Source organism: Commensalibacter papalotli (ex Botero et al. 2024) (assembly GCF_947179115.1).
Taxonomy (GTDB): domain Bacteria; phylum Pseudomonadota; class Alphaproteobacteria; order Acetobacterales; family Acetobacteraceae; genus Commensalibacter; species Commensalibacter papalotli.
The window spans coordinates 31,012-55,305 of record NZ_CAMXCI010000003.1 but is presented as its reverse complement, the minus strand read 5'-3'; the positions used below and the strand labels follow the sequence as shown (position 1 = coordinate 55,305).

Annotated in this window: 22 protein-coding genes and 1 tRNA gene; 9 read left to right on the top strand and 14 right to left on the bottom strand. The window is 35.9% G+C overall.

Annotated elements, in window-relative coordinates; translation table 11 throughout:
* Positions 1-131 precede the first annotated feature (131 nt).
* The 4 genes from QMN76_RS07220 (at position 132) to QMN76_RS07205 (ending at position 5,092) form a co-directional block, all read left to right on the top strand.
* Complete coding sequence (locus QMN76_RS07220) at positions 132-881, top strand: LexA family protein (RefSeq protein WP_282065934.1); 750 nt, start codon at positions 132-134, stop codon at positions 879-881.
* A 226-nt stretch (positions 882-1,107) separates the two neighbouring features.
* Positions 1,108-1,455, top strand: a complete 348-nt coding sequence (locus tag QMN76_RS07215) for a hypothetical protein (protein ID WP_282023431.1) — start codon at positions 1,108-1,110, stop codon at positions 1,453-1,455.
* A 161-nt stretch (positions 1,456-1,616) separates the two neighbouring features.
* Positions 1,617-2,927: an HlyD family secretion protein gene (locus QMN76_RS07210; protein WP_034338149.1), complete on the top strand. Its 1,311-nt coding sequence runs from the start codon at positions 1,617-1,619 to the stop codon at positions 2,925-2,927.
* The gene (locus QMN76_RS07205; RefSeq protein ID WP_282023432.1) at positions 2,924-5,092 is read left to right on the top strand and encodes a peptidase domain-containing ABC transporter; all 2,169 of its coding nucleotides are present in this window, start codon (positions 2,924-2,926) and stop codon (positions 5,090-5,092) included. Before QMN76_RS07210 ends, QMN76_RS07205 begins: the two co-directional genes overlap by 4 nt.
* A 61-nt stretch (positions 5,093-5,153) precedes the next feature.
* Here QMN76_RS07205 and QMN76_RS07200 read toward each other — a convergent pair whose 3' ends face one another.
* Together QMN76_RS07200 and QMN76_RS07195 are read right to left on the bottom strand one after the other, a co-directional pair.
* Positions 5,154-5,660 carry a hypothetical protein gene (locus QMN76_RS07200; RefSeq protein ID WP_282023433.1) on the bottom strand — a complete coding sequence of 169 codons (507 nt, stop codon included), beginning with the start codon at positions 5,658-5,660 and terminating at the stop codon, positions 5,154-5,156.
* Positions 5,661-5,718: 58 nt separating this feature from the next.
* Entirely contained in the window at positions 5,719-7,092 is a 1,374-nt protein-coding gene (locus QMN76_RS07195) for an ammonium transporter (RefSeq protein WP_408869462.1), read from the bottom strand.
* Positions 7,093-7,415: 323 nt separating this feature from the next.
* On the opposite strand from QMN76_RS07195, the gene cysE reads away from it, so the two are divergent.
* Positions 7,416-8,252, top strand: coding sequence for a serine O-acetyltransferase (gene cysE / locus QMN76_RS07190; RefSeq protein ID WP_051461992.1), 837 nt, complete (start codon positions 7,416-7,418; stop codon positions 8,250-8,252).
* Positions 8,253-8,408: 156 nt separating this feature from the next.
* Positions 8,409-9,206: an SGNH/GDSL hydrolase family protein gene (locus QMN76_RS07185; RefSeq protein WP_282023434.1), complete on the top strand. Its 798-nt coding sequence runs from the start codon at positions 8,409-8,411 to the stop codon at positions 9,204-9,206.
* 95 nt (positions 9,207-9,301) lie between these two features.
* On the opposite strand, the gene QMN76_RS07180 is transcribed toward QMN76_RS07185, so the two are convergent.
* From QMN76_RS07180 to rlmB, 3 genes are all read right to left on the bottom strand, one after another.
* Positions 9,302-10,357 carry a linear amide C-N hydrolase gene (locus QMN76_RS07180; RefSeq protein ID WP_034338153.1) on the bottom strand — a complete coding sequence of 352 codons (1,056 nt, stop codon included), beginning with the start codon at positions 10,355-10,357 and terminating at the stop codon, positions 9,302-9,304.
* 77 nt (positions 10,358-10,434) lie between these two features.
* Positions 10,435-11,571 (bottom strand): glycosyltransferase family 61 protein, encoded by a 1,137-nt coding sequence (locus tag QMN76_RS07175; protein ID WP_282023435.1) that lies wholly within the window; start codon positions 11,569-11,571, stop codon positions 10,435-10,437.
* Positions 11,572-11,583: 12 nt separating this feature from the next.
* Positions 11,584-12,342: a 23S rRNA (guanosine(2251)-2'-O)-methyltransferase RlmB gene (rlmB, locus tag QMN76_RS07170; protein WP_282023436.1), complete on the bottom strand. Its 759-nt coding sequence runs from the start codon at positions 12,340-12,342 to the stop codon at positions 11,584-11,586.
* Between the two features lie 126 nt (positions 12,343-12,468).
* Here rlmB and QMN76_RS07165 point away from each other — a divergent pair.
* Positions 12,469-12,554, top strand: a tRNA-Tyr gene (locus QMN76_RS07165).
* Between the two features lie 186 nt (positions 12,555-12,740).
* Here the strand turns inward: QMN76_RS07165 and QMN76_RS07160 are convergent.
* From QMN76_RS07160 to QMN76_RS07125, 8 genes are all read right to left on the bottom strand, one after another.
* Positions 12,741-15,836: a type I restriction endonuclease subunit R gene (locus QMN76_RS07160; RefSeq protein ID WP_282023437.1), complete on the bottom strand. Its 3,096-nt coding sequence runs from the start codon at positions 15,834-15,836 to the stop codon at positions 12,741-12,743.
* Positions 15,833-16,945 carry an ATP-binding protein gene (locus QMN76_RS07155; RefSeq protein ID WP_282023438.1) on the bottom strand — a complete coding sequence of 371 codons (1,113 nt, stop codon included), beginning with the start codon at positions 16,943-16,945 and terminating at the stop codon, positions 15,833-15,835. Before QMN76_RS07155 ends, QMN76_RS07160 begins: the two co-directional genes overlap by 4 nt.
* Positions 16,946-16,959: 14 nt before the next feature.
* Positions 16,960-18,177, bottom strand: coding sequence for a restriction endonuclease subunit S (locus QMN76_RS07150; RefSeq protein WP_282023439.1), 1,218 nt, complete (start codon positions 18,175-18,177; stop codon positions 16,960-16,962).
* Positions 18,174-19,718 carry a type I restriction-modification system subunit M gene (locus QMN76_RS07145; RefSeq protein ID WP_282023440.1) on the bottom strand — a complete coding sequence of 515 codons (1,545 nt, stop codon included), beginning with the start codon at positions 19,716-19,718 and terminating at the stop codon, positions 18,174-18,176. Before QMN76_RS07145 ends, QMN76_RS07150 begins: the two co-directional genes overlap by 4 nt.
* Before the next feature lie 531 nt (positions 19,719-20,249).
* Positions 20,250-20,411: a hypothetical protein gene (locus QMN76_RS07140; RefSeq protein WP_282023441.1), complete on the bottom strand. Its 162-nt coding sequence runs from the start codon at positions 20,409-20,411 to the stop codon at positions 20,250-20,252.
* 30 nt (positions 20,412-20,441) lie between these two features.
* Positions 20,442-20,867 (bottom strand): DUF927 domain-containing protein, encoded by a 426-nt coding sequence (locus QMN76_RS07135; RefSeq protein WP_328517275.1) that lies wholly within the window; start codon positions 20,865-20,867, stop codon positions 20,442-20,444.
* A 165-nt stretch (positions 20,868-21,032) separates the two neighbouring features.
* Positions 21,033-21,152, bottom strand: a complete 120-nt coding sequence (locus QMN76_RS07130; RefSeq protein ID WP_282065932.1) for an FRG domain-containing protein — start codon at positions 21,150-21,152, stop codon at positions 21,033-21,035.
* Between the two features lie 88 nt (positions 21,153-21,240).
* On the bottom strand, positions 21,241-21,390 hold the full coding sequence (locus QMN76_RS07125; RefSeq protein ID WP_282023443.1) for a hypothetical protein: 150 nt from the start codon (positions 21,388-21,390) through the stop codon (positions 21,241-21,243).
* A 303-nt stretch (positions 21,391-21,693) separates the two neighbouring features.
* Here QMN76_RS07125 and QMN76_RS07120 point away from each other — a divergent pair, with 303 nt between their 5' ends.
* Both QMN76_RS07120 and QMN76_RS07115 read left to right on the top strand, forming a co-directional pair.
* Positions 21,694-22,125, top strand: a complete 432-nt coding sequence (locus QMN76_RS07120; RefSeq protein ID WP_282023444.1) for a hypothetical protein — start codon at positions 21,694-21,696, stop codon at positions 22,123-22,125.
* Between the two features lie 97 nt (positions 22,126-22,222).
* Entirely contained in the window at positions 22,223-23,020 is a 798-nt protein-coding gene (locus QMN76_RS07115) for an N-acyl homoserine lactonase family protein (RefSeq protein ID WP_282023445.1), read from the top strand.
* A 51-nt stretch (positions 23,021-23,071) separates the two neighbouring features.
* On the opposite strand, the gene QMN76_RS07110 is transcribed toward QMN76_RS07115, so the two are convergent.
* Positions 23,072-24,196 carry a zinc-dependent alcohol dehydrogenase family protein gene (locus QMN76_RS07110; RefSeq protein WP_282023446.1) on the bottom strand — a complete coding sequence of 375 codons (1,125 nt, stop codon included), beginning with the start codon at positions 24,194-24,196 and terminating at the stop codon, positions 23,072-23,074.
* Between the last annotated feature and the right edge of the window lie 98 nt (positions 24,197-24,294).

Here is a 24,294-nt window from a genome sequence, read left to right as displayed (position 1 = left end):
ATAAAACCTTTGATATAAAAAGAAAAAATTGTAACATAGAATATAAATAAGGTTATTATACCTTAATGTCAATATAAAAATAAGGCGTTAATTCCTGATAATTTTTTGAACTTTTAACACTTGTAACGAAAATGAAAAATCAAACCTTACTTGATCAAATTGAAAAAATCCTTAAAGAAAGAGGACTAAGCGCCAGAAAAGCTTCTATCAAAGCTGGTATAGGAGAAGATTTTATCCGAAATCTGCGACGATACAACAATATTCCAAAAATGGACAAATTGCTCAAGCTTGCCAATGCCTTAGATGTTGATTTAAACTATTTTCTTATTACGGCAAAAAATAATAAAGAGCCCGTTAAAAATAAGGTTAATTCACCGATACCAATAACAACCATCTATATACGTGGAGAAGTGCAAGCTGGACAATGGAATACTGCCGTAGAATGGCCTAAAAGTGATTGGATTCCCTTAACAGTTCCCTCTGATCGCCGTTATAAGCATTTCACAACATTTGCTTTAACAGTTAAGGGAGACTCTATGAACTTATTATATCCTGAAGGTACCATCGTTATAGCTGTTAACTTCACAGATATCGGTCGCAATCCAGAAGATGGAGACTGTGTCATTACAATTAGGCGAGACACTTTGACAGACTGCTATGAAGCGACCCTTAAAATTATTCAAATCAAAGAAGATGGTAGCGTCTTGTTATGGCCAAAAAGTGATAATCCTAATTTTGTTAAACCAATTATTCTTCCCAAACTCACCACCGAGTATCAAGGAAATGGTATGGACGGAGATAATGCTTCCACTCCTGATATTACAATACAAAGTCTCGTAATTGGGAGTTACAATATTGTTGGCAAAATGAATATTAAATAAACAAACAATAGTGATTTTATTATTTTCAACACTTATAATTTAATTAATTTACATAATTTTAATAATAGAACAACAAAGCAAATAAGCTATATTTATAATGATATCGCATAGACAAAATCGCTATTATTGCTTTTTATAAATAGATATGATAACAATACAAATGCCTTTCACTTTGCTTAATTATAAGGCAGTATTTAATTAATTTAAATTATTTGGAGAATATAAAATGCGTGAAATTTCAACTGTAGAAATTCAAAATGTTGCTGGTGGTTTTAACTGGGGTAGCCTTCTTCCAAAACCATCACTTTCTGGATCAGCAATTGGTACAGCAGCTGGTACAGCAATTGGGTCAGTTGTTGACGGTGCTTACAATGCATTAACAGGTTCAAACTCAACATCACAAACTTCTGCTGGCGCATTATTAGGTGCTGGTATTGGTTCAATTGTTGATGCAGCACACTCTACATCTTCAACATCAATCACTTCTAATGTTGTTAATGCCATTACAGGCATTGGTTTTGGCACAATTGGTATCTTAAGCGGTATTAAATCAGCTTTTGGAAAACGTGCTTAATCTTTATCTACCCTAAAATGCTGATTTAATATTTAAGAAATAAATCAGCATTTTATATATATTTTTCTAAAACTATTAAGAGTAATCAATTTGCTTTAGACTAAATTAAATATAATTTAACTTATTTATTCATATATAACCATATTACATACAGCAAATTAATGAGCTCACTTTTTAGACCTGAAGTTTTAGAAGCAAAAAGAGATACTTGGCTTGGCAAAGTTCAAGATATTCAACCTATCCCAATAAAAATCATATCTGTTATTTCTTTAGTTTTTACGATATTAGTAATTTTGTATATTTATTACGGCGGGTATACACGTAGAACACACGCTATCGGCAGTATGATGCCTGTTTCAGGACTAATTACAGTAGGCTCAAGAGCTAACGGTGTAATTATTGAAAAAAATATTAAAGAAGGACAATTTGTTCAAAAAGGACAAAAGCTTTTCGCCATAAGCTTGGAAAATAATAATATTAACGGTCCTGCACAAGAACAAATCAATAAAGTTCTTAAAAAACAAAAACAGATATTAATAGACCAATACAATTTACGCAAAAATAATGCGCCTATTGAAAAAGAGAATATAACCAGCACTCTAGCTAACTTATATCGACAACACCAAAAAGTTACGAACCAAATAAACCAAGATAATATTATTATTCCTAAGATTCAATCTTCTTTAACGATGATTGAGAAAGCTAAAAAGTTAGCTTTAGCAACGAATATAGAATATCAAAACCAACTCTATACATACGCTCAAATCCTTAGTACTCATTCTCAATTTTTACAAAATCAAACTTCGATAGAAGGACAGATTTTAGATAATATCGCTAAACTTCGTCTGTTTGACAGCACGTTAAAACATGATCTTTATGATATTCAACAAAAAATAGCTCAAACCGAAGAAAAAATTATCCAAGGCGAAAAAGATCAAACAATTATTGTAACAGCACCCACAAGCGGCAATATAACCGCATTACGAGGTTATATTGGACAACAAGTCACCCCAACCTCCGCCTTACTAAGTATCGTTCCTGAAGGACAACAATTAGAAGCAGAACTCTACGTTCCAAGCTCTGCGGTGGGATTATTAAAAAAGAACGATACTGTTGTCCTAAGTTATTCTGCTTTTCCTTATCAAAAGTTTGGCTTGTATAAAGGCATTGTCTCTGAAATTACCTATACCCCAATTACCTCTGAAACAATGGGGAAAGAAGATAGCGAACGCCTTAAAAATGAATTCGCAAATCAAAATGCAGAAGGTGACCATAATTTATACCGCGTAAGGGTAAAACCTAATGAACAATATATTATGGGCTATCATGATCAAAAACTTTATCTAAAACCAGGCATGCGCGTTGAAGCCGATATCGCCATTGATTATCGTCGCTTATATCAATGGATGTTAAATCCATTCATCAAAGTCAAAGACACTGTAAAAACAAGATTAGTTAAGCCAACACCATGATAGATGCTCTTAAAAAACTTGAGTTTAATTTTCGCCATAAAACACCTGTCATTTTACAGGTAGAAGCTGCTGAGTGTGGTTTAGCTTGTCTTGCTATGATTATGGGACATTATAAGAACTATATTGACTTAACTACCTTTCGTCGTCGAGAATCCATTTCTATTAAAGGCATTACCTTACAGAACATTATTGATGTTGCACATCGTAATAATTTGACTACTCGGCCTTTGCGCCTAGAAATGGAGGAACTAAACAAGTTAAAACTACCTTGTATTTTACATTGGAGCCTTAACCATTTTGTTGTTCTGATTGCTGTTAAAAGCTATGGGATTATCATTAATGATCCCGCTCATGGCCAAAGAAAAATCCTATGGGAAGAGGTTAGTAAAGAATTTACTGGCGTAGCCCTAGAGGTTTCCCCTAATGAAAAATTTGAACGTAAAGATGAACGGAATAACCTTAAATTAAGAGATTTATTCAGAAAAACGGATGGTTTAAAAACAACTTTAACCTATTTGTTTTTTGCTTCATTAGGTCTAGAACTTATTGCAATAATTATGCCTATGGCATCCCAGGTTATTATTGATGAAGTCATTGTGACCTTGGATAAAAACTTATTAACCACGATTGCGGTCGGGGTTGGGTTACTGATTTTATTACAAATGATTATCGCCACCGCACGAACTTGGATGGTAATGTTATTTAGTACACGTCTTAACGTACAATGGAATGCTGGACTTTTTGATCATTTAACACGCTTACCATTAGATTATTTCCTTAAACGTCACGTTGGTGATGTTTTATCCCGTTTTGGATCATTGGGAATTATCCAAACAACCATTACGACTGACATGGTTCAAGCGGTTATGGACGGTTTGATGGCCGTGGGTATGCTCATCATGCTTTTCATCTATGGAAAATGGTTGGCAGTAGTAACCATTATTGCTGTAACGCTTGATGCCATTGTGCGCTTTATTGCTTATCGTCCCTACAAACAAGCTTCTGAAGAAGGTATTGTTTATAGTGCAAAAAAAGATTCTCACTTTATTGAGACTTTACGTGGTATGGCCAGCATTAAGTTACTTGGACTGCGTGAACGTCGTCGCGCACGTTGGTTGAATCTATTGGTAGACAGTATTAACGTTGGTTTAAAAACACAGCGTTACGACTTGATTTTTGGAAGAATTAATGACGCAATTTTTGCCTCTGACCGTTTAATTATGATGGTTGTTGGGGCTTACTTTGTTATGGACAACAAAATGTCTGTAGGAATGTTAGTAGCGTTCTTGTCTTATAAAGACCAATTTACCGGCAGAATAGGCAGCTTAATTGGTGCTATTTTTAAACTTCGTATGTTATCTATTCAAAGTGATCGTATTTCTGATATTGCCCTCACCCCTACAGAAAAAGGTACCGCTGATTATTCTCTTACTCATGATATAACAGCTTTGCTAGACAAAAAAGATTATGAGCAATTAGAGTGCCGTGATCTTGGGTTCAGATATTCTCCTGCGGAACCTTGGGTATTTCAAAAGTTAAATATTCAAATTCCTCAAGGAAAAAGTGTGGCTATTATAGGTCCATCTGGTTGTGGAAAATCTACATTGTTAAAAGCCATGATGGGATTAACTTTTCCAGAAGAAGGCGAAATACTTTATAAAGGAAAAAATATAACCAAACAATCTTTGGATATTTATCGCCAGAACATTGCAGGTGTTTTACAAGATGATGGTCTGTTTTCGGGATCTATAGCAGATAATATTTGTGCTTTTGATGATAACCCCGACCATGAGCGTATTGTGGATTGTGCTAAAAAAGCAGCTATTTATGCTGATATAATGACGATGCCTATGCAATTTGAAACTTTTGTTGGGGATATGGGCAGCTCTTTATCTGGCGGGCAAAAACAAAGAGTTATCATTGCACGCGCTTTATACCGTCAACCTGACATTCTATTTTTAGATGAAGCCACCAGCCATCTTGATGAACTGACAGAGTCTCATATTGCTGATACTTTAAAAACGATGCATGTTACCCGTGTTATTGTTGCACATCGCCCAGCAACAGTTGCGTTATGCGATCTTATTATCATCATGGACCCTCAAACCATTCAAAAGGGTGAAGTCCAAATCGTAAATAGAACAGATTTATATCCAGATGAATAATATAAAAAAAGACCTAGTTTTTATAAAAACTAGATCTTTTTAATCTTATACTTCGAAGGTATTATTTAGCAGAAGTTTTCAAATGTTTATTACATTCACTGTAATATCCACCACCTTTTTGAATCCATTTTAAACCACCATTTTTATTAGAAACTTTGTTGGCTTTATATTGCTCTTGGCAAGTCATCATACGTGCTTTACCTTCTTTTTCATTCGCAAACTTAGGATCAACTTTTTCTGGAAAAACAACATCCCCCGTAACTACTGGTGCTTTTTCTACAGCTGTTTTTTTAGCTGGCTCTTTAGGAGATTCTGAAGCTGATTTAGCCTCTTTTACAGCTGCCTTTTCTGTAGGTTTTGCTTGCTTTGCATCACAGTTGGCTGCTTTATATTCTTTGAAATTCTTTTCTTTTAAAGTTCCAGCCTTTTTAGCTTCACTAAATTGTTCATAACATGCTTTTCCATCTGCTGCACGTGCATTATGAGTAAAGCTGATCATACTGCCTGTAACTAAAGCTGTTACGGCAACATATGATCCTAATAATGGAATTTGTGTAAATATCTTCATTAGTACATCCTTAAAGTTAATTGATTTATAGTATACTCATAAAATAATAATATAAACTTTATGAGTTAATCTGTTCATTATGTAAAGCCATATCTAACCCCTCGCGTTCAGCGTCTTGATCAACACGTAACCCAATAAATTTATCAATTAATATCAATAAAATCCAGGAAATAGATCCACTCCAGATAATGGTAACAACAACAGCTTCAATTTGGGCAATAACTAACCCAACAGAAGCAGAAATTCCAGCAGGATCAGCCTCTGTTGCTGATAAAGGACCAAATGCAAATACACCTGTCAAAACAGCACCAATAATCCCCCCTATTCCATGCACACCAAAAGCATCCAAAGAATCATCATATCCTAGTTTATGCTTTAAATAAGAACAACTCCAAAAACACGATACCCCACCAATAAAACCCATTAACAATGCAGGACCTGGTAAAACAAAACCTGCGGCTGGTGTAATAACAACCAAACCTGCAACCGCTCCAGAAACAATTCCTAATACAGTTGGTTTTTTTCGTTTAATCCACTCAATACACATCCAGCCAATCCCACCAGAAGCAGCAGCAATTTGTGTCACCAACATCGCCATACCAGCACGCCCATTAGCCCCCAAAGCAGAACCTGCATTAAATCCAAACCATCCAACCCAAAGCAATGAGGCTCCAATAACGGCATATCCAACATTATGAGGGGACAAATCACGTTTTCCAAATCCGATCCTTTTTCCCAACATCAGCGCGCATACCAGACCTGCTACCCCAGCGTTAATATGCACTACGGTACCACCTGCAAAGTCAATCGCCCCAAGTGCTGCTAACCATCCTGTTGATGTCCAAACCCAATGAGCAATCGGAACATAAGAAAGCAAACCCCACAACACACAAAAGATACATAAAGCACTAAATTTGATACGCTCTGCGGCAGAGCCAACTAAAATAGCCACAGAAATAATAATAAACGTCATCTGAAAAACGACATAAACGCTTTGCGGGATTGTCATCATTACGGGGGCTGCAGTATCTGCACCTAATACAAACCCTTTATCAATCCCAAAATGATAATGATCTAAAATACCATTCAGCATAAATTGTGAGACATTCCCGATTACTGGAGAGCCTGTGGTAAATACCAGACTATAGCCAATAACTACCCACAAAATACTGATGATACAGCAAATTGAAAAAGACTGCATCATCGTGGCCAGCACGTTTTTCTTTCTGACCATACCAGCATAAAACAAAGCTAGCCCTGGAATCGTCATCATTAGTACCAAAGCTGCACTTACGAGCATCCAAGCAGTATCCCCAGTATCCAACGCAGGAGAAACAACAGAAGCACCGTAAGCATGCATTGGTATCAAAAATAACAACCCAACTAAGAAACAACTCCTTAACCACGTAAGTTTTGGAATTCTGCCCTTCATAGAAATGCTCCCCTTATTAAATACATCAAGTAAGAATATAAAATCTTTAAATGACCAAAAATGATAATTATACTTCAACAAGCACTCTATTTTTGACATATAATTCTTATACTAAACACGAAAGTGTGATTGGCAATAATAAATTTATACAAATCGTTATAAAATTGAATCATGTTGTAAAAAATTGCTTCTTGCGAATATAAAAGATAAAGTGAAACTCCTATTCACAAGCTTTTTAATTTTTATAAAACCAATTGGTCGAGGTCTTTATGAGTGATTCTTTGTCGCGTTACCCTAACCCTATTATCCCAGAAAATAACGCTATGAATAACCCACGAAACACACTTGCCAGTGGCCCAGATAGCCATGAGATTAATTTAGATGCTTTATGGATGAAAATTATGGATGAAAGCCGTGCTTGCTGTGATCCTTTACTCGGCAGCTTTTTTAATGCATGCGTTCACCGTCATCCTAATTTTTCTGCAGCATTGGCGGATAATATCGGACGTAAACTTGGTGATACCTCAATCTCCCCTTCAGCTTTAACTCATTTAATTCAAGAAACTTACAAACACACTCCCTCATTAGTCTCTATTGCAGCGGCCGATTTGATTGCCGTTATGATGCGCGATGCAGCCTGTTCCAACTTGGTAACACCTTTTTTATTCTTTAAAGGGTTTCACTCTATTCAAGCACATCGTATTGCGCATTGGTTGTGGAAACAAGATAGACCATTTTTAGCCTTGCATATGCAAAGCCGTATTTCAGAAATATTTGCGGTAGATATTCATCCTGCAGCAAAATTGGGACAACGTGTCATGATTGATCATGGAACTGGCGTGGTTATTGGTGAAACCGCTGTCATTGAAGACGATGTTTCTATTTTACAAGCTGTAACTTTGGGCGGAACAGGAAAAGTAGAAAAAGATCGCCACCCAAAAGTACGTAGAGGTGTTCTAATTGGAGCAGGAGCCAAAGTTTTGGGGAATGTTGAAATTGGCGTAGGAGCTAAGATTGGCGCAGGTTCTATTGTACTGGAAAATGTGTTACCTTATACCACCGTGGTTGGCAACCCTGCCCGCCCCGTTGGTGTCAAACATAAAGACATGCCTGGTATTTCAATGGATTTATCACTGCCCCCTATTGACTACGTGATTTAAGTAAAACCTAAAAATAATAAAGTAGAATTTACTTTTTGACAAAAAAATGTTAATATTTACTATAATATAATTTTTATACTATTAATTCATTTCGAAACCGTTCATTTTATTTGAGCGGTTTTTTTTATTTTATTAAATCAAAAAAGGTAATTTAACATGACAAATTCGTCTTCAAACATCACCATTCCTGATACATACAAACAAGCTACTATTACTAATACTACTACTATTGATTTTGATACACCTCAAGGAAACACAAACACTAAACAATTCCTCAAAGGTAAAAAAGTATCTATTATTGGTGATAGTATCTCAACATTTAAAAACTATATACCTAATGACAACAGACCTTACTCCTATCCATCAAGTGACGTTACTGATGTCAATCAAACATGGTGGATGGATGTTATAAATCAAACTGGTGCGACTTTAGGAACAAATGACTCATGGAGTGGACGCTCTGTTGCTGGCAATCCTGAAAAAAATACAAGTTGTTTATTAGCAAATCTTAATACTATCGATAAAGACACTGATTTATGTCTGATATTACTTGGGGTTAATGATTTTAGATCTGGATCCACATTAAATGCTTTTGATCCCACCAAAAAAAATCCAAATCCACAAACTGATTATTCAGATGCGTTATGTGTTGCTATGGAAACTTTAGCCAAAAATTACCCTAACACACGTTTTGCATGGATTTCACCAATAGGTGACTTTACATGGCCTGCTGGTTTTCCTGCTTTGGTTCCAAACAGATATGCTTTAACTATTTGGAAATATGATGATGTATTAAAAGAAGCATGTAAATTTTATGGAAATCATTTTATCGATATGAGATATACTTTTTCTTATTTACAAGCATCTGAACTAATGGATGGATTACACCCAAAAGCAGCAGGAATGCGCAGGCTATCTAGGACTATCATTCATTCTATAACAAATATTCTTTAGTATTTGGTATATTTAGGCATAAATCACGGCGCATTTAGCGTCTTTTTTTATGCCTTTTTTAAAGAACAGACCCTAGTTTATAATAATACGTAATTCTATTTTACCTTATTAATCGACAGGAATTTAAACATGGGTGCTTCTTTAAAAGATGCGGTGGCATTGCCAGAGTAAATATGGGTTTGATCTTTTCCAAGATCTAATTTTTTAACTTTGCCTGTTTTTTCAGAAAAATCAATTTGATTTAAATCAACCCAAAAAATATTTGGGGTTAATGCGGACTCAAAGAAATATCGTTTATTTTTTTGATCTGCAAGCGTTCGCCAACGGGTAGAGGATATATTAGGCTCATTCTCTGTATTAATGCCAAATGGAACAGACGCATTCCGAATAACACTGAACACGCTTGCCACCGCGATCCGATCATCAAGTTTTTTAGGAATAGCATTGATGTAAAAGGAAGCTCTTGCAAAACGATCGGCTGCACGATTGGTTCCAGGCAGCATCACTGTTCCCCCAATCGATTTCCAATAGGCATCCAGTGCCAATTGTTGGTCAAATGCAGGAGAATTGGTTAGAACTTGATATTTGCGATTATGATGAATGATTTGTTTGCCATCAATATATTCGATAATTGCACTGTCCCCTGTAGGATCAGAAATGGACATGTGCAAACTTGCCATTCTTTTCTCACCTGGAACGTTATCCGTTATCACGGTAAACGGTTCTTTTTCCAATGCTGTGACGGCTTCCTCAACGGTAGCAAAATTATCCAATACATATTGCCCCCATACAGAAATCGATAAAGTTGACTTATCTTTGTCAGGTGTGGGATAGACAGACTCTACCAACCACAACATATTCACATCCAGACCTTTTTCATTCATTCCGTCTGTGGTCGCAATATCGTAACCCGTGGCAATCACGCTGCCATATTTGGACTTCCAATGGATAGTTTTGTCGCCTGTGGCACCATCACGCTGCATTCCTTGAGGTAAGATCCATAAATTCGTTCCTACATCGCGTTTCCAATCCATAGACCGTGCAGTGATGATTTGATTATTTTCGCCTAAATAGACAGCTCTGGTACATGCAAGACTGGTAGAAGAAAATAAACATACCCCTGCAATAAAAGCACTTAAAATTGTACGCATATTAACCCTTATATTTTTTCTTAAAAAGGCTTGATTTGAAACAGAGTTTATCTGGTAAAGATTAAACTGCCTAATCATTATTTTATAAATTGTTCTAACTCATCCAAACGTTTAATAACAAATGGGATATCCAATTCATTCACCCATGCGCTTAAATGATCTGGGCGATTATGATCTACACCCGTATCAAATTTATCCGCCCAATAACGCAACTTTCCTTGCAAAGACATCACTAAAAAACATTGATTATCATGATGGCTTGGAATGAGTTCATAAATAATCGTTCCTGGTTTACAAAATCCAATATTGGCAAGCCCCGCACCTAATAATGCCACAACCATTTTTGCATTTTGAAAGATAATAATTTGCTCATCAATAGAATAGAGTTCAGGATCTAAAATAAAATATCCTTTTTGCTTTAAACTCTCAATTAATTCTGCTTCGTTACTAAGATTACGATGTTCTTTATTAGCTCGGCTGATATAAATCTTATCATGGCATAATTCTTGTTTAATTGAAACTTTAACGTTACTGATCATCTGTTGATAAGCTTGAGCCGATAAATTGGAAACTGCGAAATCAGCCTCTCCTGTACCTAGTTCATAATAATCTACACAAGACAAAGCATATTGTTTATATTTATCAATAGAACAGCAACGTTCTAAATCTATCCCTAATAACTCTAGCGTTCTCTGTTGCCAAGGTAATAATGGTGATGGAACTAAGAATTTTCCTTGGATACCAGACTGCAATGCCGCATAAAAGGCTGGTAGAGCATGTGCCATCCAATGAAAATAATTATTTTCCCAGTGATCGGAACAGCTAAATACCAGCCCTTGATCTTCATATGAAATCACTTCATTCGGCCTAACTTTTAAAGAGTTTAAAAGCTCACCGGTAATATAGTGATTACAATTGGGAATAATGCCTCCGTTTTTAAAAAAAACCATGTAATAGGCATCTAACACAACATTTTCCAAGCGATAACGGTAAATAGCTTTGGCTGGCCTTTTCCAATCGGAAAAAGGATATCTTTCTGTATCCGTTAAACGATTAACATCAAACCAAGTTACTTGACCATCACAAGCACCACATTGCTCAAGTTTAACCTTTTGCACAGCGACACGGTTAAGGCGAAAAATAAAATGATAATAAGCTCTGATTACCCGTCTGACAGCTAAACGAAGAAATTGAGGAACTTTCATTTTACTCATAACCTTTTTAACCTAGAAGAAACTACGTGTGATCTCATATAAAGCAATTGCCCCTGCAACAGAAACATTTAAACTGTCGATATCCCCAGTCATACGTAGGCTAGCAATTTCATCACAATTTTTCTTGGTAAGCTGTCTGATTCCTGCGCCCTCAGCACCTAGTACTAATATTACACGGCGTTGAGCATAATCGGCACCATTTAATAAATTTCCATGCGCATCCAATCCAACTGCCCACAACCCTGCTTCTTTGAATTTAGTCAATTCACGAGACAAATTAACCGCACGCATAATGGGGATAGTATCCAACCCACCAGATGCTGCCTTAGCCATAGCCCCACTTTCATCTGGTGAATGACGATCTTGTAAAATCACTCCAGCTGCGCCAAAAGCCACCGCAGAACGTAAAATAGCCCCAATATTACGTGGGTCAGTTACCTGATCCAGCATTAAAATAGGGCCAGAACGCTCTAACATATCTTCGGCACTGGCACTGCCCAAAGGCATTACATGCAAAGCGATACCTTGGTGGACTGCTTCTTTGCCACAGATAGTATCCAAAGTTGATCGATCAATCGTTTCATGGACAATTTTTAAAGGTGCATCCAATTTTGCTAATACCGTAGCATAAGCATCTGCCGTAGCTAACAAGCGCAACTTTTGGCGCTTACGGTTTTGCAATGCAGCTTGGACTGCATGTTGGCCATATAACCAATAACCGCCTTTTATATTATAATTCGCATTTATATTAGGTTGAGGGCGTCTGCTCATGAAATATCAATCTTTAAATTATTAAAAAATAGGACTTTATAAAAAAATAACAAATTTCTCCAGAGAAATCTATTTCTCTTATTGACAATTGATAAATAAACCTGTTATTAACCTCGTATCTTATACGGAGGGGTGCCCGAGTGGCTAAAGGGGGCGGACTGTAAATCCGCTGACGTACGTCTACGTTGGTTCGAATCCAACCCCCTCCACCATCCATGTTATTTAACATGTTGATTTTATTATATATTTCTTTAAAATTAGATCTAACCTATCTTACGGATTGAATTCGTCTTTTTATGGGTTATTAAAAACGATTATAATAACTTTTAAGTATTATAATCATCATAATCGTTTAATCATTACCTTCAATAACGAATCTTGTAGAATATTATTTTTGCTTAAATCCTCCCTCCAACACCTTTAAATTTTTCAACAAAAGCAGATATTTTTTGAAAAATTGTCTGTTTCTTAATCAGATATTGAGGGTTCAATGGACTCATTTTGGGTAATATGTCGTTTAATTCGGTTCCATTTTCACTGGCATATTCACGTTTTAAAGAGGTTGTAATATATCGTTTTGCAGCTTGTTCTGTTAATTTCTCAGACGCTATAAGCTCTTCTGCTTCACGCTTTTGTTCGACTTGAGCAAATTGAAAAAAAGCATCAATAATATTTGCTTTATCAGAAATTTGATCCAAATCGGTCTGATTAATAAAATCAACCACCAAACTTTCTTTGGCACGATTGCCAAGGCTGGCTCGAATTAAACGACGAACTTCTTCAACTAAAACAGACTTATCTTTAACGTTTTTATTATGCTCAAAAATGAGTTCTAAAATATAATCAAGATTAATTTCTTGTGATTTTAACAAATCAACTTCAAAAACAATATCATCCCAATCTATGGTTGTTTTTTCTTTTTCTTGACTAGACTTTTCTTTTCTTAACCAATCCCGAATATCATTATACGTTGATCGATAATCTTGGAGGGTGCGTTCTGGCGGGATTTCAACAGTTTGCAAATTTTCTAAATCATCATCACTTAAATAATGTTTATCCTTAAATTCTTCAACGGCCTGAGTATCATCCACATCAAGCGTTTGAAAATCTTGTACACAGGCAAATTCGTCATAGTTTTGAAGGATATTATCAGCACGCAAATACTCACCAAATAATTTGGCAAAATCTTTTTTGTCTTTTTCAGTAATGATTTCTTCGGGATTAGGAAAACGTTGTTGTAATTCTTCAACAATGTCTAAATATCCACGTCTTGCCTCACCAGTAACTTGATCGGTGTAACCCTCCATATATTCTTCATAACTTTTTTCCAAAACCACATTTTTAGTATTTTTATTACCAAACAATGTAATTGCATCAATAGTTGGCTGTTCCAAATCACGGAAAGTCACAATATTTCCAAAACTTTTGGTTGCATCATGAATTCGATTAGTACGAGAGTAAGCTTGGATTAATCCATGATAACGCAAGTTTTTATCAACAAATAAGGTGTTTAGCGTTGGCGCATCAAATCCAGTTAAAAACATCCCAACAACAATCAGTAAATCGATATCTTGTCTTTGAACCTTTTTGGCAAGATCTTTATAATATTCTTGGAATTGTTTACTTTCTATACTCCAATTTGTTTTGAAATAACGGTTATAATCTTCAATCGCGTTGGCAAGGAACTCTTTGGAACTGGTATTCATTGCGGTGGGTTCGAAATTTTCATCGATAATATCCCCAAAAGCATCCTGATCTTCATTCGCAGCAAAAGAAAAGATCGTTGCAATTTTTAGTGGTTTATCAATGCCCGTTTGTAATTTTTTAAAACATTCATAATATTGTTTGGCGGCCTCCACACTGCTGACGGCAAACATGGCATTAAATCCCGTTCCGTTCATTCTGCGATGTGTTTTTTGTTTAAAATTGCTTAGGATATATTTTGATATTTCCTCAATTCGTTGAGGATGCAACAAAGCCTGTTTATTTTCAGCTGCGGTCAGCTTTTTTTCATCCTGTTCGGCTTCGATATCCTTAAATTTAGGACGGACATTATTATAATCGACTTTGAATTTAAGGACTTTTTCATCACGTATAGCATCCGTAATGACGTAAGAGTGCAATTCACGACCAAACACCCCTGCGGTTGTTTCTGACCCCAGGGCATTTTCTGGAAAAATAGGCGTTCCTGTAAATCCAAATTGGTAAAATTGTTTAAATTTCTTGTTTAGATTTTTTTGAGCTTCACCAAACTGCGAACGATGAGCTTCATCGAAAATAAAGACAACTTGCTTGTTATAAATGGGCAAATCATCTTCGCTTTTCATTAAGTTATTAAGCTTTTGAATAGTCGTTACAATGATTTTATTATCATCTTTATTCAAATTCCGTTTTAACTCGGCAGTATTATTAGACCCATTAACGCTGTCTGGGGAAAAACGTTGATATTCTTTCATGGTTTGATAATCAAGGTCTTTACGATCAACAACGAAAAAGACTTTATCAATAAATTCCAGCTCCGTGGCCAATCTGGCGGCTTTAAAACTGGTTAAGGTTTTGCCTGATCCTGTCGTATGCCAAATATATCCACCGCTTTCTTTTTTGTTCCAATTTTTGGCATAAAAAGAGCTTTTAATCTTCCATAAAATCCGTTCAGTTGCAGCAATTTGATAGGGGCGCATAATCAGCAAGATATTATTCACATCAAAAACGGAATAATGACAAAGCACATTCAACAACGTATTTTTTTGTAAAAAAGTCGCGGTGAAATCTTTTAAATCTTTAATGACATTATTATCAGATTTTGCCCAATTCATAGAAAAATCAAAACTATTTTTATTACGTTCAGTCGTATTGGCAAAATAGCGCGTATCGGTGCCGTTAGAGATGACAAAGATCTGTAAATATTTAAACAAAGAATGTTCAGCATTAAAACTTTCTTTGGTATAGCGATGGACTTGGTTAAAGGCTTCACGGATTGCAACGCCGCGTTTTTTTAACTCTATTTGAACCAAAGGCAACCCATTGATTAATAGGGTGACATCATACCGATTGGCATGAGTTCCCTTTTGTTCGAATTGGTTCATGACTTGGATATGATTACGAGACAGATTTTTTTTATCCAGTAAATAAATATTTTGAAGATGCCCATCATCAAAAATAAAATCATAGATATAATCATCATGAATTTTGCGAGTTTTATCGATTAAATTTTCGCTGGGCTTGTCCAGATATTCGATTAAAAACCGTTGCCATTCAGGATCGGAGAATTGAACCTTATTGAGTTTTTGAAGTTGCTGACGCAGATTGGCTTTTAATTGGTCATGACTTTGTTTGGGTAAAACCTCGTATCCTTGTTTTTGTAAATCCGCGATCAGTTCCTTTTCCAGATCCCCTTCAGTTTGATAAGAGCCATCCAGCTGTTCGATCTTGGTATATTTATCCAAAATGATAAAATTAGGGGTTTCAGCAATGGGTTTAGTTTCAACGGTCATTTTGTTACTTTCTGCTGATCTTTCTGATAAAAATTATATTCATTAAGCAAATGCTTTAATAAAAAATTAACCATTTCTTTTTCTTGTGTATTAGGCTCTGCTATTTGTTCGTTTGATAATGAAGAATGACTGGTAAAATTAATCATTCTAGATAAATACAATTGTTTTTCGCCAGGCAATAATTCAGACCATTTTTGATAGCCAAGAAAACAAGCTGTTTTTTCGTATAAATTACGCAAAAGTGTGAAATGATATCTTTGAACATTTTTCTGAGTAACTGCATCTTCCAATATTGTCTTTAAAAACAAATGATATGAAAAGCTTTGATTTGAATCACCTTGTTTTTCATCAATTTCAAATGTTCCATCATCATTCTGTTGTAATATTATTCCAGATTTTGCACTTAATTCGTTATATAACACATTATAAAATAGAGGATTATGGGTCGTAATAATAAATTTTAATTCTTTAGATTGGCTTGATTTAATTAATACTGCCAAATCTACCGCTAATTCAATCAAATGATTTTCATCAAGGGAACTAACTGGATCATCAATAAAAACATATTCTAGTTGATCATATTCGTGGGTCGAACGATTATCTATTTCAGGAATATTAAGCTCTGCGACAATCTGTTCGATAAGGGTATAAAAAATACTCCAAATAAAACAGCTTTCCTCACCTTTTGAAATTTTAATTTTTTTTGTTTGGTTATCATTACCTCCTTCAAAAGAAAAAGTAACTTTAGAGAATACTTCTTCAAAAATTGGAGTTAAATTTTTATGAACATATCTTTGAAAATAATCAGTCATAGACCCCTCTTTTCCTTCGTCCTCTAGCACCCATTTTATAAAAGAATTTTTTTGAATTCGTAATGTATAAACGGTATCTCCATCCGAATCATTATCCCAAAAAAACAGATCCTCTGTATAGGCGTTATAATATATCAGTTTATTTCTAGTCAGTTCTTGATCAGGGTCACCATTGATTAAATTTTTAAATTCACGAGATAAACGAGTTTTCCCTGTGCCATTAAAAGCATAAATGAGTTGCACTTTTTTCTTGGAATCTTTTAAATCTTGCGCTATTTCTTTTAGCGTTTTTCCCATTTATATATCCCCCACTATTTTGGAAAGCTCAGGAGTCGTTCGCGATAATATTCATATTGTTGTCGACGCAGTTTAATTTCACGAGGCAACCCCTCGGTAATTGAGGTAGTTAGGGTGTCGAATTTGTCTAAGATCGCAACAATGCGTTCTTGTTCGGATAATGGGGGTATTGGGATAATGAATTTAGCAATATTTTCTTTTGAAATCCGTTTTACTTTTGTTCCACTAATATATTTCTGTTTCTGAGCTTGAAAAACCTTAGTCTGGAAGTAATACGCTAAATATTTTACATTTAAATCATGCCTAAACAATATCATATCGCCTGAAATTGCAATTTTTTCACCAAGCCATCCCACACATTTTAAAACATCCTCATCATTTTCTGATGTTGTAGCAATCAAAAGATCATTTTTATCTGCTATTCTTAATTTTTTTGCCAAATCATTACTAACAAATACAAAAGATTTATCAGCAAATAAACCGTATTTTGTATAAATTTGACCATAATGTATAGCGGGAAAGCCTGTTTCAGTAAAATCTGCTTTTTGCAAACCATTACCACGAATAAATTCCCCAACCTCACCCAAAGTTTTCCATTCGGCTTGGCCGTCTTGGAAGGCGAGTAAGGTGTCACGATAATGGTTGTATTGTTTTTGACGCATGGTAAGCTCTGCGGTAAGCTCTGCGGTAAGCTCTGCGGTATGGGTGGTAAATGCGTCCAAAATCCGCACAATCTCTTCCTGCACCGATAAAGGTGGAATTGGAAAATCCCATTTTTTTAACCTTTCCATTTGCACAGATGGAAAACTGGAAGTGCTAATATCTTGTTTTGCTTTTTGATCTAAAATAAAGAAATAATAATAAACAAATTTTATATCTAATTTATTGTTAAACTCTTCTTTAATAGAAAAATTAGTGAACTGTTGATTGCTTAAATAATCAACGGTAATTAGTGCATGTTCGCCTATTGTTGCCGTGGTAGCCATAATAATCGAGTTAGCAGAAAATAATTTCCCTTTTATTCCACTTTGATGCACTTTTTGAACAGCATCATTTAGAATGCTACCATTTGCACGCAAATCTTCCATACGAAACCAAGGTATCGTTCCATCTGTCCAATACTCATTTTTTGCTTTACTAGGTGTATAGCCATTTTTTAATATAAATATATCTATAACTTTTTTCCACTCAACACTCTTCCCTTGCAGTAACTTCGCAATAAGATCGCTCATGCCTCAATCTCCGCGATGATGGCATCAATTTGCGTGCGAAGCGTATCAATCTTGGCAACGGTTTCCTTAATGTCCGCATTTAATTGGGTAATATCTATTTTCTCACGTGTGTCCTCTGCCTCGACATAAGAACTGACCGATAGATTATAACCATTCTCGGCAATATCTTCGTTCCTGACCGTTTTGGAAAAATAGGTCTGATCTTCTTTTTGATCAAATAATTTCAAAATCTCTGCAATATGGGCTTCTGTCAGAATATTATTATTGGTCTCTTTTTTAAATAATTTGCTGGCATCAATAAATTTCGTCTCATACTCATATTTATGTTTCGACAACACCAAAATATTCACCGCAATTGAGGTGCCAAAAAATAAATTTGGCGCCAAAGAAATCACGGCTTCAACAAAATTATTATCCACTAAATATTGGCGAATTTTCTGTTCCGCGCCCCCTCGGTAAAAAATCCCTGGAAAACAAACAATCGCTGCTCTGCCCTTTGGGGATAAATACGCCAATGCATGCATGACAAAAGCAAAATCTGCTTTGGATTTCGGTGCCAACACCCCCGCAGGCGCAAATCGATCATCATTGATCAAGGTTGGATCATCCGAACCAATCCATTTGACTGAATAAGGTGGGTTGGAAACAATAGCGTCAAAGGGTTTATCATCTCCAAATTGTGGATCAAGTAACGTATTTCCCAACGCCATATTAAATTTATCATAATTAATATTATGTAAAAACATATTCATACGAGCAAGGTTATAGGTCGTATGATTAATTTCTTGCCCGAAAAAACCCTCTTGAATGATATGTTCATCAAATTGCTTTTTTGCCTGCAATAATAATGATCCCGATCCCGCCGCAGGGTCATAGATTTTGTTTACAGCTTCCTGACCATGCAATGCCAGTTTAGCAATCAATTTAGAAACATGTTGTGGGGTAAAGAACTCACCCCCTGATTTCCCAGCATTCGCCGCATAATTGGAAATCAGAAACTCGTAAGCATCGCCAAACAAATCAATATGATTATCCGCAAATTCGCCAAAATTTAAATCCGCAACCCCTTTTAAAACCGCCGCCAAGCGTTTGTTTTTCTCGGCAACTGTATTGCCCAACCGATTGCTGGTCGTATCAAAATCCGCAAATAATCCTTTGATATCTTTTTCTGATGGATAGCCATTGGCTGACCCTTCTATGGAATCAAATATTTGTTTTAAATCCGTATTCAAACTGTCATTTGTATGTGCTGCTTTGGCGACATTGGTAAAAAGCTGGCTGGGATACATAAAATAGCCCTTAACCTTAATTGCATCCGCTTTGATTTCCGCCGTGATAACATCGTCAGGTAATGTTGCATAATGAACATCCTCGTCATCTTGTTCCATATGTTGCGTAAAATTTTCACTAATAAAGCGATAAAATAACGTGCCAAGAACATATTGTTTAAAATCCCAACCATCCACAGACCCCCGAACTTCGTTCGCAATTTGCCAAATACGACGTTGTAATTCGGCACGTTGTTGGATACTGGTATTCATGATCACGTTATTCCTATGAGTTGAATATAATTCAAGGTGTTATTCTCACTAAAAAACATATCAAATAATCAAATCAAAATCATCTCAAATTAAATAAATCACCCAAGAGGTTATTCATAAATAAGATTATTAAAACTTTTTTATTTTCCTTGGGGAGGCTGAGGAGCGTGGGGAGTATTTTATAAGAAATTGATTTATAATAATTTTTTATTTGATTGTTCTTCCCTAGTGCTCCCCAGTGGTTTTTTGAGGTTTTAAATCATTTTATTCATACTCGATAATACTGGCTTTGATGTGACAAATGCATGTTAATCCTATGCTTGGAATAGTGAGTTATATAGCTGGTTAGATCACACTCCCTACACTCCCCCCTGTTTCTTTAATGCTTTTGCTACTTCTTTAGCATTAAACCCTTTACACACTTCCTTTTCACAATTTTGTGCAAGGATCAAATAATCAAACACACCGTTAGTATTTTTTTTTTTATATCGAACGCGGTTGGGTGTTCGGTCGGTGTCTGCGAACGTAATATCAATAAACCGATTGGCTCCATGGGTTTCGAGATAATGTTTGATATGCAAGATCTTTTTTTTCTTGAAGTTCTTGCATATTTGGATTATGGCTGATCCAGTCTTTGAAGCATTTTTCAGTGCTTTTGGGTAATAGTGGTTTTATCAAAAGAGAATATTCCATACTCAACCGCCAATAATCCCGCTTATTTAATCAACGCACAACGCTGGGTAATGGTTCTGATCGCACCATCTGTGCTGGTTGCGTGGTTCGATAAGAGTTTTCGCGTGCATTGCCTAGTTCATTGGCTCTGCCTTTGCCAATGGCATTAGCAAGCATATAGATAATATCGCCAATCTCTTTGGCTGAGGCTTCACCAAATTCATCTAAGATCAAACATAAATCAGAAGTTTCATTGGCGATCCCTTCCAATCCATTACCTGTATGTCGCCAACTTCTGACTTGTCCATCTCTTGCACCTTTTCCCCAGATTGATGCTGCAACAAATAAAGCTGTGCTTTTACCTGATTGGCTTTTCCCGACCAGATGTAATCTCCACCCCCAGCAATATGAGTCATCTCCAGCAAACTCCCTGCCAAAGAATATTAATCGAGAATTACCAATAAGATAGTTACCAATATGCTCTTGCCAGTCTGTTAAGGTGCTAAATTGGGTAAATTTGTTGGTAAAGTAACTTTACAAAGGGATTGAATGCCAATCTCATATAAAATCTCAGCAAGATCGCTTGCAAACTCTCTTCTCCTGCTTGGTCATGATCTGGCCATATGATGATGGATTTATCTTTTAACCCTGACCATCTTTACAATCCGCTTCACCACTCAAAGAACAACAAGCAAAATACAAAGCAACCAACGCATTACTGGTAATGTCAAGCAGCCTCCTAGGCAGGCCGTAATGTTGCATTTAACAAGTTATTCAAATGTATATTGACAATCTTTGAACTCTTCGGAGCATTGGGTAATCATATCATTAAACAAATGCTTTTTGTTTTTCAGATGTTCTTTATTTCGAAAATCACAGGTTCAGCAACATAAGCACGATCCGCATGACCACGAAAAAATAATTCTATTTGATCGTTTTTTGCAATATTACGAATGGCTTCAACAAATTGAGTCACATTTTTAATTATTATTTCAGACATTCATAACCCCATTTACGTTAATTATTTAAAGTTATTTTATACTATACCGAATAAAGAATGACTTGGTTTTTACCTATTAGCAAAATATAAATATTTAAAAATTGTACACATCTATTATTCTTGATTATGAATTCTGTACTCTGTACAAAGACTAATTCTCTACAAGGCTTGATTTTCCTGATATAAAGCTACGATTTTCGCACGAATTTATGGCAATTAACGGTACATTAACGTACTCATTTGTCTTTTTACCAAAGTTATTCATTACTTTTCAACAAACTTATCCACAAGAAAAAATGCTCTATGAAGACAATATACTACTTAATTGCTACTTTGTTTATTAGCCCCGCTTTAGCAAAAAATACTACCATTTTTGAATGTACAACAACCAATCGTAAAATTGTAACTGTGACCATGGATCATAATAAAATCTATTATAAATTTGGAAAACAACAATCAACACCAGAATTATCTTTCTCCATCCCCAAAAGCAAAGCATCTACTTATCAATGGATGGGTGCTGGAAGGTCTATTTATTACACGGTAAATGTACCTAACGGACATATTACTTATACCCTATACTCCTCTATGGATAGGTTAACAAAGGACCATAAAACTGAATCTGGTATCATCGTGCAAAAAGCAAACAAAGAAATCGCACGTATTTTATGTGATGAAAATAATAAATTTTACACTAATAATATAGAGGGTATCGACTTGCCATCAGAAGAATAATTTCTTTATTTTTATGCATGTCACAATGAGTTTATCTTACAAAATATAAGATCGTGCGTAAACTTGTCAGTGTGTTTTATTGAAAAGGTTGAAAATAATGCAAGAAATTAAATTATATGCGATGACTTGTGGGTGGATTACCATGCCTGCTGGGTTCTTTCTTGCAGGCCAAACCGGAAATTTAGCAGTTCCTGTTCCTTGTTATTTTATTGAGCACCCTAAGGGTACTATTTTATTTGATACAGGTCTAGAGACAGCCTTACAATCAGATAATCCTGATATAGTTCAAGAGGCTTTGGGTATTTTTGCCAAGATTACTACCGTGCAATATCAAGCAGGAGAAGATGTAACTTCAAGATTAAAAAAATTTGGGATTGATCCTAAAAAAATTAATTTTATCATTAACTCTCACCTTCATTTTGATCATTGCGGTGGGAATGTTGCAGCCCCTAATGCACGATGGATTATCCAAAAAAGAGAATGGCAAGCCGCACAAAAAGACGAAAATATAGAAAAACAAATCTATTCTCCTCATCATTATGATCTTGGTCATGACCGCATTGAAGTTGATGGTGAGTATGATGTTTTTCAAGATGGCACCATCATTTTAATTCCAACTTATGGTCACACAGACGGGCATCAATCTTTAAAAGTAAAACTAGGTGATCAAACCATAATATTAACAGCAGATGCGTGTTATTTAAAACATTCTTTGGAGAATATGACACTGCCCGATGCCATGGTCGTCAATGATCCAGAAAGCATGATTAATAATTTTAAACTCTTTAAAAAACTACAAGATAAAGGAGCAAAAATTATCTTTGGTCATGATCCAAAACAAGCATCAACCTTAACTGACGGTGAAATCAAAAGAATTTATGCAAACGATTTATAAAATAAAAAGCGTATTTGAACAAATAATATCAAAATACGCCTTTATCATTCATTAAAAAATAATCAGTTGGCGAATTCCTTCACCATTAGCCAACCGCTCAAAACCTTCATTAATATCTTCAAGTTTTATACGATGTGTAATTAACTTTTCAACAGGAAGCTTTTTTTTAACCATCATACTCGCAAACCGCGGAATATCACGTAAAGGCACACAAGACCCAACATAAGATCCTTTTAACGTTTTTTCTTCTGCTGCCAAACTGACCGCAGGAAAACTGATCTCTGCTTTTGGATGAGGCAATCCCCCTGTAACGGCCTGTCCACCACGCTTAATAATATCATAAGCAAATTTTAATGCTGGAACCGCACCTGCCAGCTCAACAGCAAGGTCAACGCCTCCTGGTACTAGCCTGCGCACTTGTTCTATTGCATCAGGTGCACTTGGATCAATAGCATAATCAGCACCTAGCTCCAAAGCAAACTGACGTTTCTCTTCACTAATATCGACGGCAATAACCGTCTGTGCCCCTGCTGCCAATGCACCCAATAAAGCTGCCAGTCCAACACCACCAAGACCGATAATAGCACAAGTTTGCCCTGCTTGTAGCTGACCAGAATTAAGCACCGCACCAACCCCGGTTAACACAGCACATCCAAGAACAGCCGCTGTTTCCAAAGGAACAGATTTATCAATCTTTACACAAGATTCTTGAGCTACTATCGCATGCGTGGAAAAAGCAGAAACCCCAAGATGATGATTAACCTCTTCACATTTATACTGAATATGTTTGGTACCCCCCAAGAGCTCACCTTTACCCGATGCCGCAGCACCTGGCTCACAAAGAGCTGGCCGGCCTTCTGCGCAAGGAATACAATGCCCACAGGAAGGAATAAAAACCATCACCACATGATCGCCAGGTTGAAAGCGAGTAACATTAGGACCAACAGCCTCAACAATCCCTGAGGCCTCATGTCCCAACGCCATCGGCATCACCCGCGGGCGATTGGCATTAATTACTGATAAATCTGAATGACAAAGTCCTGCCGCAACCAGTTTTACCAGAAGCTCTCCATTTGCAGGAGGACTGAGCTCTGCTTCGACAATTTCAATTGGTTTTGAATCTGTATAAGGTCTGGGAAGCCCCATTTCACGTAATAAAGCAATTTTCGTTTTCAACAAAAGAACTCCTTTATCTTTTCAACTACTTTATTACTATACTTTATTTATAATATTTTAATATAAAATTATAAATAAAATTAACTTCTTTTTAATAG

What these genes read in the sequence shown, in the direction of transcription:
- QMN76_RS07220 (WP_282065934.1), top strand. Translation starts at nt 132, where the DNA reads ATGAAAAATCAAACCTTACTTGATCAAATTGAAAAAATCCTTAAAGAA.
- QMN76_RS07215 (WP_282023431.1), top strand. Translation starts at nt 1,108, where the DNA reads ATGCGTGAAATTTCAACTGTAGAAATTCAAAATGTTGCTGGTGGTTTT.
- QMN76_RS07210 (WP_034338149.1), top strand. Translation starts at nt 1,617, where the DNA reads ATGAGCTCACTTTTTAGACCTGAAGTTTTAGAAGCAAAAAGAGATACT.
- QMN76_RS07205 (WP_282023432.1), top strand. Translation starts at nt 2,924, where the DNA reads ATGATAGATGCTCTTAAAAAACTTGAGTTTAATTTTCGCCATAAAACA.
- QMN76_RS07200 (WP_282023433.1), bottom strand. Translation starts at nt 5,660, where the DNA reads ATGAAGATATTTACACAAATTCCATTATTAGGATCATATGTTGCCGTA.
- QMN76_RS07195 (WP_408869462.1), bottom strand. Translation starts at nt 7,092, where the DNA reads ATGAAGGGCAGAATTCCAAAACTTACGTGGTTAAGGAGTTGTTTCTTA.
- cysE (WP_051461992.1), top strand. Translation starts at nt 7,416, where the DNA reads ATGAATAACCCACGAAACACACTTGCCAGTGGCCCAGATAGCCATGAG.
- QMN76_RS07185 (WP_282023434.1), top strand. Translation starts at nt 8,409, where the DNA reads ATGACAAATTCGTCTTCAAACATCACCATTCCTGATACATACAAACAA.
- QMN76_RS07180 (WP_034338153.1), bottom strand. Translation starts at nt 10,357, where the DNA reads ATGCGTACAATTTTAAGTGCTTTTATTGCAGGGGTATGTTTATTTTCT.
- QMN76_RS07175 (WP_282023435.1), bottom strand. Translation starts at nt 11,571, where the DNA reads ATGAGTAAAATGAAAGTTCCTCAATTTCTTCGTTTAGCTGTCAGACGG.
- rlmB (WP_282023436.1), bottom strand. Translation starts at nt 12,342, where the DNA reads ATGAGCAGACGCCCTCAACCTAATATAAATGCGAATTATAATATAAAA.
- QMN76_RS07160 (WP_282023437.1), bottom strand. Translation starts at nt 15,836, where the DNA reads ATGACCGTTGAAACTAAACCCATTGCTGAAACCCCTAATTTTATCATT.
- QMN76_RS07155 (WP_282023438.1), bottom strand. Translation starts at nt 16,945, where the DNA reads ATGGGAAAAACGCTAAAAGAAATAGCGCAAGATTTAAAAGATTCCAAG.
- QMN76_RS07150 (WP_282023439.1), bottom strand. Translation starts at nt 18,177, where the DNA reads ATGAGCGATCTTATTGCGAAGTTACTGCAAGGGAAGAGTGTTGAGTGG.
- QMN76_RS07145 (WP_282023440.1), bottom strand. Translation starts at nt 19,718, where the DNA reads ATGAATACCAGTATCCAACAACGTGCCGAATTACAACGTCGTATTTGG.
- QMN76_RS07140 (WP_282023441.1), bottom strand. Translation starts at nt 20,411, where the DNA reads ATGGAATATTCTCTTTTGATAAAACCACTATTACCCAAAAGCACTGAA.
- QMN76_RS07130 (WP_282065932.1), bottom strand. Translation starts at nt 21,152, where the DNA reads ATGCAACATTACGGCCTGCCTAGGAGGCTGCTTGACATTACCAGTAAT.
- QMN76_RS07125 (WP_282023443.1), bottom strand. Translation starts at nt 21,390, where the DNA reads ATGTCTGAAATAATAATTAAAAATGTGACTCAATTTGTTGAAGCCATT.
- QMN76_RS07120 (WP_282023444.1), top strand. Translation starts at nt 21,694, where the DNA reads ATGAAGACAATATACTACTTAATTGCTACTTTGTTTATTAGCCCCGCT.
- QMN76_RS07115 (WP_282023445.1), top strand. Translation starts at nt 22,223, where the DNA reads ATGCAAGAAATTAAATTATATGCGATGACTTGTGGGTGGATTACCATG.